14 protein-coding genes and 1 tRNA gene are annotated in these 15,631 nt (G+C 38.4%); 12 read left to right on the forward strand and 3 right to left on the reverse strand.

Annotated elements, in window-relative coordinates; translation table 11 throughout:
• Positions 1–114: 114 nt before the first annotated feature.
• Positions 115–579: an RNA methyltransferase gene (locus JM79_RS02895; RefSeq protein WP_141876724.1), complete on the forward strand. Its 465-nt coding sequence runs from the start codon at positions 115–117 to the stop codon at positions 577–579.
• On the opposite strand, the gene JM79_RS02900 is transcribed toward JM79_RS02895, so the two are convergent.
• Positions 576–2,021: a TonB-dependent receptor gene (locus JM79_RS02900; protein ID WP_141876725.1), complete on the reverse strand. Its 1,446-nt coding sequence runs from the start codon at positions 2,019–2,021 to the stop codon at positions 576–578. The two genes, JM79_RS02895 and JM79_RS02900, sit on opposite strands and share 4 nt — an antisense overlap.
• Before the next feature lie 173 nt (positions 2,022–2,194).
• Here JM79_RS02900 and JM79_RS02905 point away from each other — a divergent pair, with 173 nt between their 5' ends.
• The gene (locus JM79_RS02905) at positions 2,195–2,641 is read left to right on the forward strand and encodes a VOC family protein (RefSeq protein WP_141876726.1); all 447 of its coding nucleotides are present in this window, start codon (positions 2,195–2,197) and stop codon (positions 2,639–2,641) included.
• Here the strand turns inward: JM79_RS02905 and JM79_RS02910 are convergent.
• Positions 2,638–4,176 (reverse strand): SulP family inorganic anion transporter, encoded by a 1,539-nt coding sequence (locus JM79_RS02910; protein WP_141876727.1) that lies wholly within the window; start codon positions 4,174–4,176, stop codon positions 2,638–2,640. The genes JM79_RS02905 and JM79_RS02910 overlap by 4 nt on opposite strands.
• A gap of 247 nt (positions 4,177–4,423) precedes the next feature.
• Here JM79_RS02910 and era point away from each other — a divergent pair, with 247 nt between their 5' ends.
• From era to JM79_RS16105, 4 genes are all read left to right on the forward strand, one after another.
• On the forward strand, positions 4,424–5,311 hold the full coding sequence (gene era, locus JM79_RS02915; protein ID WP_141876728.1) for a GTPase Era: 888 nt from the start codon (positions 4,424–4,426) through the stop codon (positions 5,309–5,311).
• A gap of 78 nt (positions 5,312–5,389) precedes the next feature.
• The gene (der, locus tag JM79_RS02920; RefSeq protein WP_141876729.1) at positions 5,390–6,694 is read left to right on the forward strand and encodes a ribosome biogenesis GTPase Der; all 1,305 of its coding nucleotides are present in this window, start codon (positions 5,390–5,392) and stop codon (positions 6,692–6,694) included.
• Positions 6,695–6,802: 108 nt separating this feature from the next.
• Positions 6,803–9,544 carry an outer membrane beta-barrel protein gene (locus JM79_RS02925; protein WP_260443361.1) on the forward strand — a complete coding sequence of 914 codons (2,742 nt, stop codon included), beginning with the start codon at positions 6,803–6,805 and terminating at the stop codon, positions 9,542–9,544.
• Between the two features lie 159 nt (positions 9,545–9,703).
• A complete protein-coding gene (locus JM79_RS16105) occupies positions 9,704–9,853 on the forward strand; it encodes a hypothetical protein (RefSeq protein WP_185739454.1) in 150 nt (49 codons plus the stop codon).
• A 129-nt stretch (positions 9,854–9,982) separates the two neighbouring features.
• Here JM79_RS16105 and JM79_RS02930 read toward each other — a convergent pair.
• Positions 9,983–10,055: transfer RNA gene (locus JM79_RS02930), tRNA-Phe, on the reverse strand.
• Between the two features lie 104 nt (positions 10,056–10,159).
• On the opposite strand from JM79_RS02930, the gene JM79_RS02935 reads away from it, so the two are divergent.
• Genes JM79_RS02935 through JM79_RS02960 form a run of 6 tightly spaced genes read left to right on the forward strand, consistent with a single transcriptional unit; the run spans position 10,160 to position 15,568 of the window.
• Positions 10,160–10,891, forward strand: coding sequence for a type III pantothenate kinase (locus tag JM79_RS02935; protein ID WP_141876731.1), 732 nt, complete (start codon positions 10,160–10,162; stop codon positions 10,889–10,891).
• Entirely contained in the window at positions 10,888–12,132 is a 1,245-nt protein-coding gene (locus tag JM79_RS02940) for an outer membrane beta-barrel protein (RefSeq protein WP_141876732.1), read from the forward strand. The genes JM79_RS02935 and JM79_RS02940 overlap by 4 nt, the downstream gene beginning before the upstream one ends.
• Before the next feature lie 18 nt (positions 12,133–12,150).
• Positions 12,151–13,518, forward strand: coding sequence for a hypothetical protein (locus tag JM79_RS02945; protein WP_141876733.1), 1,368 nt, complete (start codon positions 12,151–12,153; stop codon positions 13,516–13,518).
• A 1-nt stretch (position 13,519) separates the two neighbouring features.
• Entirely contained in the window at positions 13,520–14,092 is a 573-nt protein-coding gene (lptC, locus tag JM79_RS02950; RefSeq protein WP_141876734.1) for an LPS export ABC transporter periplasmic protein LptC, read from the forward strand.
• Positions 14,085–14,276 (forward strand): hypothetical protein, encoded by a 192-nt coding sequence (locus JM79_RS02955; RefSeq protein ID WP_141876735.1) that lies wholly within the window; start codon positions 14,085–14,087, stop codon positions 14,274–14,276. Before lptC ends, JM79_RS02955 begins: the two co-directional genes overlap by 8 nt.
• A 5-nt stretch (positions 14,277–14,281) precedes the next feature.
• Positions 14,282–15,568, forward strand: a complete 1,287-nt coding sequence (locus JM79_RS02960; RefSeq protein ID WP_141876736.1) for a hemolysin family protein — start codon at positions 14,282–14,284, stop codon at positions 15,566–15,568.
• Positions 15,569–15,631 lie beyond the last annotated feature (63 nt).

The raw sequence follows: 15,631 nt of genomic DNA on the forward strand, positions 1-15,631 counted from the left end.
TTGTCAGTACTTAAAAATAATAAATTTTTCATTATTAGTAGTTCTACTATTCATGGCACTACTGAAGTTTTACTTCTATTCTGAAATTTGGAGCGCTAATAGTACCTTTGTAAAATGACAACAAACAACCTCGAACAGGGATTTTTTGGAATCGGAATTCAAAATGGTAAGACGCCTGAAAATCTCGGTGTTTTATGGCGTTCAGCTCAAAATATGGGAGCGAGTTTTATTTTCACCATAGGCAACCGGTACGCGAAACAAGCCTGTGATACCCATAAGGCTGTAGGTGCAATGCCTTATTTTCATTATGAAAGTTTCGAGGAATTCTATAAACACCTTCCGAAAGGTGCAATGCTTGTAGGCGTGGAGCTGGCTGAAAGTGCAGTTCCTCTGGAAACCTTTAAACATCCCAGGCGCTGTGTCTATTTGCTTGGGGCTGAGGACCATGGTCTCTCCAATCAGGCGATCGAAAAATCACATCATCTGATAAAGTTTAGTTCTACTTTAAGTTTGAATGTTTCTGTAGCCGGAAGTATCGTAATGTATGACCGCGGAATGAAATCTGAATTCTCTACCTAAGCTTCATTTTCTGATGCTCGTTCCTTACTGAACAAATTCTTCTCCTTGATCATTTTAGCGGTAAGGCCTGGAACCATTTCTTCCCATTCTGGATTGCCCTCGCGTATCATTTCGTACACTTTTCTAGGATGGATTTCTAAAGATTCTCTATCATACTCAGTAATATCGATCACCTTATTGTTATCTATAAAGAAGTTATAGAGCTCACGCATTCTTGGATGCACTTTTAGATTTGAGCTATCGATAATCTCCCCCGTTTTTTCATCAAGCATTGGGTATAGGTACACCTTTAAACTCTTAAAGAAAAGTTTACCGAAGGCTTCCAGGATTCCCCCGCTTAGGTGTCTATAATATTTTTCATTGAAAATGTCCACGAGATTATCTGCACCCATGGCGAGACCTAGTTCTTTCTTGGTATGCTGCGCAAAATATTCCACTACCTTATAATATTCCTGAAAATTGGAAATCATTACTGTCTGTCCCGAAGCACAAAGGAGATCTGCACGATCCAGAAAATCCTTTTCGTTTATTTCACCTTCAGCTTTAAGATTGTTCAGGGTCATTTCGAAGATGGTGACCGTATTTTCAGGATCGACCTCTTCCTGTTCGAGAAACAGTTTCCGCGAGGTCATGTACATATTTAGATTCAGATTGGTTACTGGACGAAAACTACCTCTAAGTGTAAGAATGTTCTTTTTATAAAGTGCATTTGCAGGTAGAATATTGTTTCCGTCCTTGGAGAACATTACTGCATCTGTAATACCATCTTTGACAAGCTCCAGGCTCATGAGTCGGTTATCAACATCTTTAAAAACCGGACCGCGAAAGTTGATAGAATCGATTTCGATCTTATCTGTGCTTAAGTGATCGTATAGTTTTTTGATAAGCACCTTAGGATCATTACTCTGGTAGAATGCAGCATAAATTAGGTTTACACCCATGATTCCCAGACTAATTTGCTGTTGGGAAGCATTGTTTTCATGAAACTGAACATGAAGTATGATCTCGCTATATTCCTGCTTTGGTTCTCGCTGAAATTTTATTCCCAGCCACCCGTGACCTTTGTATTTCTTTGCCCAGTCTATAGTGGCTACCGTATTAGCGTAACTAAAAAATAGTTTATCTGGATATTTTTTTCTGGAAAGCCGCTTTTCGATCAAAGTTGCTTCATAATCGATCATGCCTTTTAATCTCGCCTCGGTGACATACCGGTTCTGAGGATCGAGTCCGTAAATCGCGTCACTAAAATCCTTATCGTAGGCACTAAGCGTTTTTGCAATTGTACCTTTAGGGTTTCTTGCTCTAAAAAAATGACGAACAGTTTCCTGTCCCGCTCCAATTTCAGCGAAAGTTCCATAGATGTTTTCGTTGAGATTCAGGCGTGTGCACTTATTCTCTACGGAAAGTATATTTTGGAATTCATCCTCGCTTAATTCGGCCATTTGCAGATTGTTTTGGTTGGTAGCTGAAAGTTAGGAATATTAAAACAACCGACTGCCCGTTTTAAGTAATGTTTAAAAGAATTTAACTCGATAAAGCTTCAGTAGAACGCCTAATTTTTACAGTTGAAAATTGCATTGAAATTTAAGTAACTTGAACTTCAAATAATTTTTCCATGAAGAAACTTCTAATTATCCTGATTGCATTTCTGGGTTACAACTGCAGTGCTCAGACTAATAACTTCAGTTTTAACAAGGATCATGACGCATTGCTTGTAAAAGATCTCTCTCGCTCGGCAAAATTTTATTCCGAAGTATTAGGACTGGAAGAAATAGATAATGGAGGATTGGCTGCCAGTATCAGGTGGTTTCAGCTTAAAGATTCCGTACAGATTCATTTGATCGAAAGCGAGGAAACTCCTGCTACCCACAAAGGTGTACACATGAGCTTAAATACTTCGGAATTGGATAAATTCATGAAGTTTCTACAAGCGCAGAATATTGCTTTTGAAAACTGGTCAGGCGAAAGTAATACGACAAATACCCGCCCTGATGGAGTTAAACAGATCTACCTGCAGGATCCAGACGGTTACTGGATCGAGATCAACGACAATATTCTTTAAGATTCATCTGCCGCCACCTTGTAGTCAGGATCTTCCAGAATGTTAACTTCTATGATAGCATCTGCATTTTTCAGTAATCTGATGCAGTCATCGCTTAAATGTCTAAGATGAACTTTTTTGCCCACCTTGCTATATTTCTGAGTCACGGCATTCAAAGCTTCAATAGCAGACATATCAGAAACGCGACTGTCTTTGAAGTCGATAATGATCTCTTCCGGATCGTTCAGAGCGTCAAATTTTTCAGCAAAATTAGTGGTAGAAGCAAAGAATAAAGGTCCGTAGATCTCGTAATGCTTTACCCCATTTTCATCGATAAATTTTCTAGCTCTAATTCTTTTCGCACTTTCCCAGGCGAAGAACAGTGCAGAAAGGATCACACCTACCAGAACTGCCAAGGCAAGGTTGTGCAGGAATACGGTGATTAACGCCACGATAACTACCAGGAAAATATCCTTTTTAGGTACTTTATTAAAGATCTTTAAACTAACCCATTCAAAAGTCCCTATGGCCACCATGATCATTACACCAACCAGTGCTGCCATTGGTAATTTTTCGATAATGGGAGCGCCAAATAGAATGATCGCAAGAATTGTAAAAGCTGCAATAATACCAGATAATCGCGCTCTTGATCCAGCAGAAAGGTTTACAAGAGTTTGAGCGATCATTGGGCAACCACCCATTCCAAAGAAAAATCCGTTTAAAATATTAGAACCACCCTGCGCGATACATTCTCTGTTTCCATTTCCTTTAGTTTCAGTGATCTCATCTACCAGGTTTAGCGTTAATAAACCTTCAGTTAAACCAACTGCTGCCATGATCATGGAATAAGGAGCGATCAATTCTATGGTTTCCCAGGTTAGAGGAATTTGAGGAATATGGAATGGAGGAAAACCTCCACTTACAGAGGCGATATCTTTTACTGTTTTAGTGTCTATTCCGAAGAAATATACCAGCAGAAAGACTACAATAATTGCGACTAAGGAAGAAGGAACAGCTTTAGTGACCTTAGGTAAAAGCACCACGATTGCAATAGTTAAAGCCACCAGACCACCCATAATATAAAGTGCAGTTCCAGAAAGCCATTCTATATCACCGTTCACCACGGTTTTAAACTGATCCAGCTGAGACATGAAGATCACAATAGCCAGACCATTCACAAACCCGAACATTACGGGATGAGGTACCAGTCTTATAAATTTACCAAGCTTGAATACACCAATAATTATCTGAAATACTCCTGCTAATGCTACTGCTGCAAGAACATATTCTAGTCCGTCTGACTTCATTAAGGCGATCAAAACTATGACTGTTGCACCGGCACCTCCAGAGATCATTCCTGGTCTACCACCAAATATTGCGGTAACCAACCCAGCAATAAAAGAAGCGTAAAGACCCATTAGCGGAGGAAAACCAGCCAGAATAGCGAAGGAAAGTGACTCGGGAATCATGGTCATAGCAACCGTTAATCCAGCAAGCACTTCAGTTTTGTAATTAACCTGTTGTTTGAAGTCGAATAAGTTCAGAACTTTTTTCATAATGAGGCTTTTTCAGCTTAATTTTAAGAAGCGGCAAAAATAGTCATTAAAAACAGAAGCGCAACTCAATCAGATTTTTGATTGAAATTTTTACTAAATTTTGATTATCAAATGATTATATTCATAATATCATACTAGAAAGGTGAGCTAAATAGCAAATTTCAGTGGGCTGAACGCCGAATGTTAGAAAATGAACAAACATTAGGTAACAGTTTACAAATGAAATACCTTTGCAAAAATTTTCATTATGGCACATAAGGCCGGTTTCGTAAATATTATAGGTAACCCAAATGTTGGGAAATCCACTTTAATGAATGCTTTCGTAGGTGAAAGACTTTCAATAATTACTTCTAAAGCACAAACAACTCGTCATAGAATTCTGGGTATTGTGAATGGAGAAGACTTCCAGATGATTTTGAGTGATACACCCGGGATCATTAAACCTGCTTACGAGCTACAGGCTTCCATGATGGATTTTGTGAAATCTGCTTTTGAAGATGCAGATGTTCTGATCTATATTGTTGAAATTGGAGAAGAAGGATTAAAGGATGAAGCATTCTTTAAAAAGATCGAAAACTCTGAAGTACCGGTTTTATTATTGCTGAATAAGATCGATAAATCAAACCAGGATCAACTTGAAGAACAGGTGAAATACTGGAGTGAAAAAGTGCCAACGGCCGAAATTCACCCAATTTCAGCATTGGAAGGTTTTAATGTTGCAGAAGTATTTAACAGGATCATTGAGTTATTACCAGAATCTCCAGCTTTTTACCCTAAAGACACACTTACCGATAAGCCTGAACGATTTTTCGTGAACGAGATCATTCGTGAAAAGATTCTTATGCATTACAAAAAGGAAATTCCTTATAGTGTAGAGATCGAAACTGGAGAATTCTTTGAAGAGGAGAAGATCATCAGGATGCGTAGCGTGATTATGGTAGAACGAGATACCCAGAAGGGGATCATTATTGGTCATAAAGGTGCTGCATTAAAAAGAGTAGGAGTAGAGGCTAGAAAGGATCTGGAGAAATTCTTCGGAAAACAGGTTCATTTAGAACTTTATGTAAAAGTGAATAAGAACTGGAGAAGTGATGCCAGGCAGCTGAAGAGATTTGGCTATACAGATAAGAAGTAACTACATTTCAAGAATACGGGAAGTTGAGCTAATTAGCTTAAAATCATTAATTTTGCTTCCTGAAATCAATATCATATTATGGGCAATATTGTCGCCATTGTAGGGAGACCAAACGTTGGTAAATCTACTTTTTTTAACAGGCTTATACAGCGTAGAGAAGCCATCATCGATTCTGTTAGTGGTGTGACCAGGGACAGACATTATGGAAAATCTGACTGGAACGGTCATAAATTCTCCCTTATCGATACCGGTGGGTATGTGAAAGGTAGCGACGATGTTTTTGAAGCTGAAATCGATAAGCAAGTAGAACTTGCTATCGAAGAAGCAGATGCGATCATTTTTATCGTAGATGTGGAAACAGGAGTGACGTCTATGGATGAGGAAGTAGCCAACCTACTTCGTAGAGTGGACAAACCCGTTTTGCTTGCTGTAAATAAGGTGGATAACAATAAACGTCTTGCCAACGCGGTAGAATTTTACTCGCTTGGTCTGGGTGATTATTTTCCAATTGCCAGTACAAATGGTAGTGGAACCGGAGATCTTCTGGATGCACTTGTAGAAGCTCTGCCAGTAATTGAGGAAGAGGAAGATACAGAATTACCAAGATTTGCGGTAGTTGGCCGTCCAAATGCGGGGAAATCGTCATTTATTAATTCTCTAATTGGTGAGGATCGTTATATCGTAACTGATATTGCTGGGACTACCCGTGACTCTATCGATACCAGGTATAACAGGTTTGGTTTCGAATTTAATCTTGTGGATACTGCAGGAATTCGTAGAAAATCCAAGGTTAAGGAAAACCTGGAATTTTACTCGGTAATGCGTTCTGTACGTGCGATCGAGAACTGTGATGTGTGTTTATTGGTACTGGATGCAACCCGAGGTTTTGATGGTCAGGTTCAGAATATCTTCTGGCTGGCCCAGAGAAACTCCAAAGGAATCGTGATTCTGGTAAATAAGTGGGATCTTCTGGATAAGGAGACCAATACGCTTAAGGATTACGAAGCCATGATTCGTCGTGAGATCGAACCGTTTACAGATGTGCCGATCGTATTTATTTCTGTTCTAACTAAACAGCGAGTTTTCAAAGCAATTGAAACTGCTGTAAAAGTTTTTGAAAACAGAAGTAAAAAGATCAAGACCCGTTTGCTTAACGATATCATGCTGGCGATCATTGAAAAGAATCCGCCACCAGCATATAAAGGGAAATACGTAAAGATCAAGTTCTGTACACAATTACCAACACCACATCCACAGTTTGCATTTTTCTGTAACCTGCCACAGTATGTGCGTGATCCATATAAACGTTTCTTAGAGAATAAGTTACGTCAGGAATTCGATTTTCAAGGGGTACCTATCAGCATATTTTTTAGAAAAAAGTAAAAGAAACCTTAAACTTTTAACGTTGTAGGTAGTCTAAATCTCAAACCAATGTTCAGTAATGAGCATTGGTTCAATTTTTATACTATCTATATGCGAAATTATTTCAGCTTGCTGCTACTTTTAGTGAGTGCGCTAAGCTTTGCCCAGGAATTCGAAGTATCCGGAAAGATCGTTGATACTGAATCCAATCCTCTTGAATCTGCCACTGTTTACGTAGAAAAGATTGCTGATAGCAGTCTGGTCACCTACACGATTTCTGAAAAGGACGGGAGTTTCCTTCTGAAAGGAAATACCGAAAGTAAGGCTGTAAATCTTTACGTAAGCTACGCTGGTTTTAAACCTTACCGTAAGCAAATAGAAATCACCAAAACGCAGGATGTAGGCGCTATTTCTCTGGATATTCTGGATAATGCGCTGGACGAGGTTACTCTAACCGCTACAAGAGCACCTATTTCTGTTAAACAGGATACGCTGGAGTTCAATGCGAATTCTTTCAATACCAGACAGGATGCTAACCTGGAAGAGCTCATGAAAAAGCTACCGGGAGTAGAAGTGGATAGCGATGGTAATATTACCGTGAACGGAAAGCCTGTTTCGAGAATCCTGGTAAACGGTAAGGAATTCTTCGGAAATGATCCTAAGATCGCTACGAAAAACCTTCCAAAGGAGATCATAGATAAGATCCAGGTAGTGGATACCAAAACAAGGAGCGAAGAATTTACCGGAAAGGCGGGAGATTCAGAAAATAAGACCATTAATATTGAACTAAAGGAAGACAAGAACAAAGGCTGGTTCTCACGGGCAACTGCCGGAGGTGGTACAGATGACCGATATGAGCTTAGTGGTATCGCCAATTATTTTAAAGATGACCTTAGGGTAAGTGTACTTGCTAGTTCAAATAATATCAATAGTTCCGGATTTAGTTTTGATGAGGTTTTCGACATGATGGGTGGAAATGCCAGAAGTGTGCGGTTTAATAGTAATGGAAGTTTTAGTATTAATGGAACCGGTTTTGGTTCTAGTAACGGGATCACTAAATCTGAAACTGGCGGATTCAATTTTGTAAATGAATGGGATAATGGGATGGAACTCACTGCCGATTACTTTTATGGAGGATCAGATACAGAGACAAGAACCAGGATTGAACGGGAGAATATTCTGCCAGACTCGAGGTATTTTACTAATTCCACCAGCTCCAGTAATTTACTGAATGATAGTCATAGAGCGACACTTCGATACGAAATAGAATTTGATACTCTTACCAGGCTTTCAATCGCTCCAAGATTCAATGCGAACATAGGAACCTCCTATCGAGATAGATTTGAAGAAAATCTGGATGAAAACATGCAACTTCAGAATACCACGCTTATCGATGAAACTGAAGATCTAACGAGTCTGGATTTTAGTAACGACATCAATTTTATTAAACGTTTTGGAAGCAGGGGTTCTTATTTTCAACTGGATCTGGACCATGCGCATAGCAAACAGGAGAATGAGAACATTTATTTTTCTGAAAGTACATTCGTAAATAATCCTGAAAATGATATCGTTCAGGATCAATTTATAGATCAGGATGAAGATTCCAATTCTTTTAGCGTTGGAGCTTCGAAAAGAAGTGTTTTGGCAGATAAATTCTTTCTGGATATCAATTATGAGTTCGATACTCAAAAAAGCAGCAATACCAGAAGTGTTTTTGATGCCGTTGATGGTGAGTATACCAATTTTAATGAGCTGTTGAGTAATGATTTTGAATTCCGTAGTTTTAAACATACTCCAAACGCCGGTCTTAATTATGAAGGTGAGAAATGGCGGATTAGTTCTGAGGTAGGATTACTTAGTACAACTTTAAAGACCGAGAACTTTATGGAAGATATTCGCTTCGACAATACTTTTAATAATGTGTATGTGGATGCGGATCTTCGTTATTCTCCGGAAAGATCAAAAAGTATAAGTATTGGTTATAGTACAAATGCAGATGTTCCTTCAGTGAGACAATTACAGCCTGTGGTGGATAGAACAAACCCTACAAATATCATCATTGGTAACCCTGAGCTTGAACCAACCTTTAATCAGCGCGTGAACTTAAATTATAGAAACTTCGATTTTGCTTCACGAAGCGGAATCTTTGCATATGCCTATTTTAATTTCACAGATAACCAGGTGGCCGCAACCAGCAGCGTGGATAATTTTGTTAGAACTACAACCTATACCAATGTAGATGGAGTTATCAACGGAAATCTCGGAGCTTCTTACAGTAAAAGCTATAAGAAGGACGCTACAGAGTTTAGATATCGGATTGGAGCAAATGGAGGTTATAACAGGAATGTAGGCTTTATTAACGCTGTACAGTACGAATCTGATCAATTTACAGTAACTCCTACTTTGAGACTTACTTACGCGATTGATGAAGTTTTGGAGATCGAGCCAGGCTATTCAGCGACTTTTAACGATATTCAGTACGATATCAATAGTGGAAGAGATCAGAATTATGTAAACCATAGTCTATCTCTTGAAACTACAACGTACTGGCCAAAAAACGTGGTTTTTGGAAATGATATTTCGTATAATAAATTCGGAAATGTTGCACCGGGATTCGACAGTACGAGTCTATTATGGAATATGAGTCTTGGATACCAGTTCTTGAAAGACAATGCTACTGTCAAAGTGAAAGTCTATGATCTATTAGATCAAAATGTGGATACAAGAAGACTGGTAGGAGATGATTATATCCAGGATGTGAATAACCTGGTGTTACAGCGATATGCAATGCTAAGTTTTACATATAAGCTAAGTAGTTTTGGAGGTGGTAAGGCGCCATCAAGAAGAGGAAGTAGAATGATACGTATGTAATTATTGAATGTAGTAGGTATTTCGGTACAGATTTTCTGGAATTTAACCAGATAAGTCCGTTTAACGATTATTCAATGACATAGCCGAAAAAATTATGATTTAACTACTTAAGTGATTATATTATAGTGAGTTAAGTATAAATCATAAAACAACAGGCGTATGGAAATCTTTACTGAATTTGTGGACAACTACAAGATGAGTATTCATGGCCTGAACATTATCGCAAAGATACTGGTCACGCTTGCCCTGCTATTTATTTTTGCAGCCATTGTTGGTGCAGTAGTAAACGTAGTACTTCACACTGTTTGATAACACTGTATTCTGAGGAATCAGGTTATTATGCGAAAAGCCGGAATGCTAATTCCGGCTTTTTGTATTTTATATAGTTCAGTTATAAGTATAAAAAAACCCGATTCAGATGAATCGGGTTTTTAAAGGTGGTGCCTCCAGGAATCGAACCAGGGACACAAGGATTTTCAGTCCTTTGCTCTACCAACTGAGCTAAGGCACCAGTTGCTTTGTTAAGCGGTGGCAAATATAATTTCATTTTTAGGAACTGGCAAAGGAAATTTTAAAAAAATCCTTTTGTATTTTTGAAGTTGAACAAAATCAAGCATGAATTTAGTACTCGATGCCGGGAATACTTCAGTAAAAGCTGCTGTTTATCAAAACGATACACTTCAGAAGAAACTTGTATTTCTAAAAGAAAATTTTTCACAGGAATTAGAAAAAATTTTCAAAGACTATCCGCAAATCACTCATTCGATACTTTCAGAAGTGACAAAAATTGACGAACATATCATTTTTGAGCTGGAAAAGTCTACAGATTTTATTCGATTGAGCCACGATACACCCGCGCCCTTCCAGAATAAGTATCATACTCCACATACACTGGGGCTGGATAGAATTGCATTGGTGGCTGCTGCCATAGATCAATTTCCGAAGAAGAATGTGCTAATCATTGATGCTGGTACCTGTATCACATTTGATCTAAAAACTGCTAAGGAAATATACCTTGGAGGAGCAATTTCTCCAGGATTACAGATGAGATTTAAAAGTCTGCACAAGTTTACAGCAAATTTACCGTTAGTATCTGCGAAGCCGGATGTTGATCTTATAGGCAAAACGACCGAGAGCAGCATACAATCCGGAATTATTAACGGACTCAAAATGGAATTAAAAGGGGTTGTAGAAACCTATGCTTCTGAATTTGAAGATTTAACAGTAATATTTACAGGAGGGGACAGTCAACTTTTGTCTATACCAACTAAAAATAGCATATTTGCCAACTCAAATTTTTTGTTAGAAGGACTTAATTTCATTCTAGAATTTAACAAGACTCAATGATTAAACGATTTATAGTAATCGTAGCTTTATTTACAGGATTTATAGCTGAAGCTCAGGAAAATGTTTCTTCGCCTTATTCATATTACGGTATTGGTTTAACCAATTTCCAGGGAACTGTGGAAAACAGGTCTATGGGAGGTTTAAGCGTATTTATGGATAGTATCCACGTGAATTTGCAGAACCCTGCAAGTTATGGTCGATTAAAGCTTACAGATTTCACTATTGGTGCAAGTCACGATAGGGTGAAACTTGAAACTGATGGAGCGTCAGATAACTCAAAGATCTCATCTTTGGATTATTTAGCACTGGCTTTTCCAATTAGCGATAAGATTGGGATTGGTCTTGGAGTGATGCCGTATACTTCTGTAGGATATAGGATTCTGGATGTTGAAGATGATGCCTCTAGTTTACTTACAGGTAGAGGAGGTATGAACAGAGTGTTCTTATCTGCCGGTTATGCCGTAAATGAGCACTTAAGTCTGGGTGTTGATGCTGACTATAACTTCGGAAATTTCCAGAATACGCAAAGTATCAATACTGAAGGATTGCAATACGGAACCAGCGATGTGAACAGATCAGACATCAAAGGTTTCACTTTTAACTTTGGAGCCAATTACCAGCGCCCAATTTCAGAAAAGTTGAATCTTCATGTTTCCACTACATACGCACCTGAAATGGATCTTGATTCTGAAAATTTCAGAACAATTTCTACTATAGATTTTGCGAGTGGTACAGGAAGAACCATAGATCAGCGAGAAGTGGATCTTAGTGAAACTCAATTTACATTCCCATCCAAATACAGCCTTGGAGCCGGAATTGGTCAAACCAACAAATGGTTTGTTGGAGCTGAATATTCCAATGTAGGATCAAGCTCTTACCAGGATAGCTTTAGCTTCAGAAATGATGGAGGAGAGTATGAGGATGCGTCTCAATTTAGTCTGGGAGGTTTTTATGTGCCAGATTATAATTCATTCACAAGTTATCTGGAGAGAGTGGTTTACCGTGCTGGATTCAGGTATGATGAGACCGGTCTTATAGTCAATGGTGAATCTATTAATGAGTTTGGCATGTCTTTTGGATTAGGATTACCGATTGGACAATTGTTCTCCAATGCAAACTTCGGAATCGAGCTTGGACAAAGAGGTACAAGAGATGCCGGACTAGTTCAGGAGAAGTTTTTAAGACTGTCTGTAGGACTTTCTTTAAACGACAAATGGTTCACGAAAAGAAAATTTGATTAACCACAATAAACTACAACGATGAAAAAGAATTTCTTAGCACTTTTGACAGTTGCCATGGTAGGAACTGGAGCTGTTAGTGCACAGGATTGTACAACTACCGCAGCTTTAGCTTATGATGCTGCTAAAGCAAAAAATTACGAAACAGCTTATCCTAAACTTATGGAAGTAATGGAAGACTGTCCAAAATATAGTCTTGCAACTTACCAGTATCTGGAAAGAGCTATCGAATTCAAGATCGATAAAGCTGAAGAAGGTGATAAAGGAGAATTAGTTAAGGAATTGATTAAAGTATGGGAAACCAGACTGGAATTATATCCCGAAAAAACAAAAGCTGGAAAAGTATATTCAGATATCGCTCAGTTAAAGTATGATAACAAACTGGGAGATAAAGAAGAACTTTACATGGCTTACGATAAAGCATGGGAAGAAGATGTAGAGAACTTCACCAGTCCTAAAGCATTATATGCATATTTTGACCTTGTAGTTGATATGCAGGATGCAGGAGATAAAAATCTTCAGGATGTATTCGATCAATACGACCGAGTTTACGCTAAGATCGAGAAAGAAGAGAACGATGCTGCAGAAGCATTAGCTCCACTTCTTAAAAAACAGGAAGATGGTGAAGAACTTAGTTCCAAGGAAGAAAAGAAGATCAAGAATGCAGAGATCAACCTGAAGAACTACAGTATGGTTAGAAATGCATTGAATGGTAAATTAGGTGCAAGAGCAGATTGTAGCAACCTTATTCCACTATACAAGAAAGATTTCGAAGAAAAGCAAGGTGATGTAAAATGGTTGCAAAATGCGAATGCTAGACTTTCTGCTAAAGATTGTACTGAAGATCCATTGTTCATCCAGGTTTCTGAAGCATTACACAAGTTAGAGCCTTCTGCTAAGTCTGCTTACTCTTTAGGTCAGTTAGCTGAATCTGAAGGTAACGCTTCTAAAGCATTACAGTATTATAACCAGGCGGCAGAACTTGAAACTAATAAGTCTGATCAAGCGAAGATCTACTATAGAATCGCTGGTAACTATAAAGATAAAGGTCAGTACGGGCAAGCTAGAAACTTCTATAACAAAGCGGTAGCTGCAAAACCATCTTTAGGTAGTGCTTACTTACAAATCGCAAACATGTATGCGAAAAGTGCAAACAGTTGTGGTACAGATACGTTCACTAAAAGAGCAGTATACTGGTTAGCTGCAGACTATGCTTCGAGAGCAGCGAGAGTTGATCCTTCTATTGCATCTAACGCAAATCAGGCAGCAGCTTCTTATAAAGGTCTTGCTCCACAGAAATCTGATATCTTCCAGTCTAAATACAAGCCTGGACAATCAATCTCTTTTGGATGTTGGATTGGTGCATCGGTAAAAGTGCCGAATCTATAAGATGAAGCTAACATATAGCAATATAATTTCAGGCATTGTCACGCTCTTAGGCGTGACAATGCTTTTTTCATGTGAAGGTAATCTTCGCGAGGTACGTGCGTTTAGCATGGAAGAAGATGCGCCGCAGGCGACAGCCGAGGGTATCAACTTAAAGTTTACAGATTCTGGGAGACTGGTTGCGACTTTAAAAAGTCCGCGTATGTTGGACTTCACAAATAAAAGCTTTCCTTACCGTGAATTTCCTGATGGTGTGGAAGTAGAGTTCTTTGATGAGAAGGACGAAAAAAATACTGTGGTGGCAGATTACGGGATCGTCTATGAGGATACGAAATTGATCGATCTTCAGGGAAATGTGGTAATAATCACTGCCGATAGTACTAAGCTGGAAGCGAGTCAGCTATTCTGGGATCAGGACAGAAGCTGGGTCTTTACAGACAAACCAAACAAGATTAGATTCCCTGATGGATCATTTACTGAAGATCTCGGTTTTGATTCTAATCAGGATTTCAGTAATTTTCGTTCTAGAACCAATACGGGAATTCAAATTGTAGAAGAAGAAAAAGAAGATGAGTAAGTTTTTCAAATATTTTGAATATGCATATTTGCTGTTCGCTGCATTCTTTCTTTTTGAAGCAGTGCGGATCTGGAATGATCAGCGTCAAAGGGCTTATTTATTCCTGTTCTTTGTGGCAATTGCAATATTCATGTTCTTCTTCAAACGGCGATTTAGGCGTCGCTACGAAGAGCGTAATAAGTAGCCTGAATGGAGGTTGAAATACTAATCATAGTTTGCTCTTTAATACTTTCTGCGTTTTTCTCAGGAATGGAAATCGCTTATGTTTCCTCTAATAAGATTTTTATAGAGATAGAAAAGCGTCAGAATGATTTCCTGGCGACCGTTTTAAAACGTCTTACCAAGAAACCATCAAAATTCATAGCAACCATGCTTGTTGGAAACAATATAGCGCTGGTGGTTTATGGTTTCTTTATGGGTGATTTATTAATGTACTGGCTTAGCGGTCTCGATCCGCAAAACAGTATCATCAATTATATCGTAGTAGATCTCAGTCTGCTTACTCAAACTGTAATTTCGACTCTTGTAATTTTACTGACTGCGGAATTTCTTCCGAAGGTATTTTTCCAGATCTACGCGAATAGCATGTTGAAATTATTTGCAGTACCTGCCTATATCTTTTACCTGTTATTCAGTTTTGTGTCCTCATTTGTCATCTGGATCTCAGATATTATTCTGAAGAGATTTTTCAAAACTGATGGAGATGAAGTTCAATTAGCCTTCAGTAAAGTAGAATTAGGCAACTTCATTAGCGAGCAAATGGAAACAGTTGAAGAGCATGAAGATGTAGATAGTGAAATACAGATCTTCCAGAATGCCCTTTCATTTTCAGATATTAAAGCCAGGGAAGTGATGATCCCAAGAACCGAGATCATAGCCGTTGATCAAAACCAGGCGCCAAGTGATCTTGTACAGACCTTTACTGAAACCGGACTTTCGAAATTGCTGGTTTACAATGATACCATCGATGATATTATTGGATATGTACATTCCTTCGAATTATTCAAAAGACCTCGTTCTATAAAGTCAATATTACTACCGGTGATCTTTGTTCCCGAAACCATGTGGATCAAGGATGTTCTTAATATTCTTATCAAAAAAAGAAAAAGTATCGCTGTGGTTATCGATGAATATGGTGGAACCAGTGGTATGATGACCGTGGAAGATATTGTAGAGGAACTTTTTGGTGAAATCGAAGATGAACATGATTCAGCAGTCCTGATTGAAGAAAAGCTGGGTGACGATCATTATAAATTTTCAGCAAGGCTGGAAGTGGATTATTTAAATGAGAATTACAGAACTGAAATTCCAGAAGGTGAAAACTACGAGACCCTGAGCGGATTTATAGTAAATCATACCGAAGAAATTCCGCAGCAGGGAGAGGTTATTAAGATCGAGGATTTCGAGATCAAAATCCTGGAAACTTCCAACACCAAAATCGAATTGGTTGAGCTGAAAATCAATCCGGAAGACTAAATATCGAAAGTTAAGAATTTGCTAATTTTAAATTTTATTATTAGCCTAAAAACCTTATTTTCG

The sequence above is a fragment of the Gramella sp. Hel_I_59 genome (assembly GCF_006714895.1).
GTDB lineage: Bacteria > Bacteroidota > Bacteroidia > Flavobacteriales > Flavobacteriaceae > Christiangramia.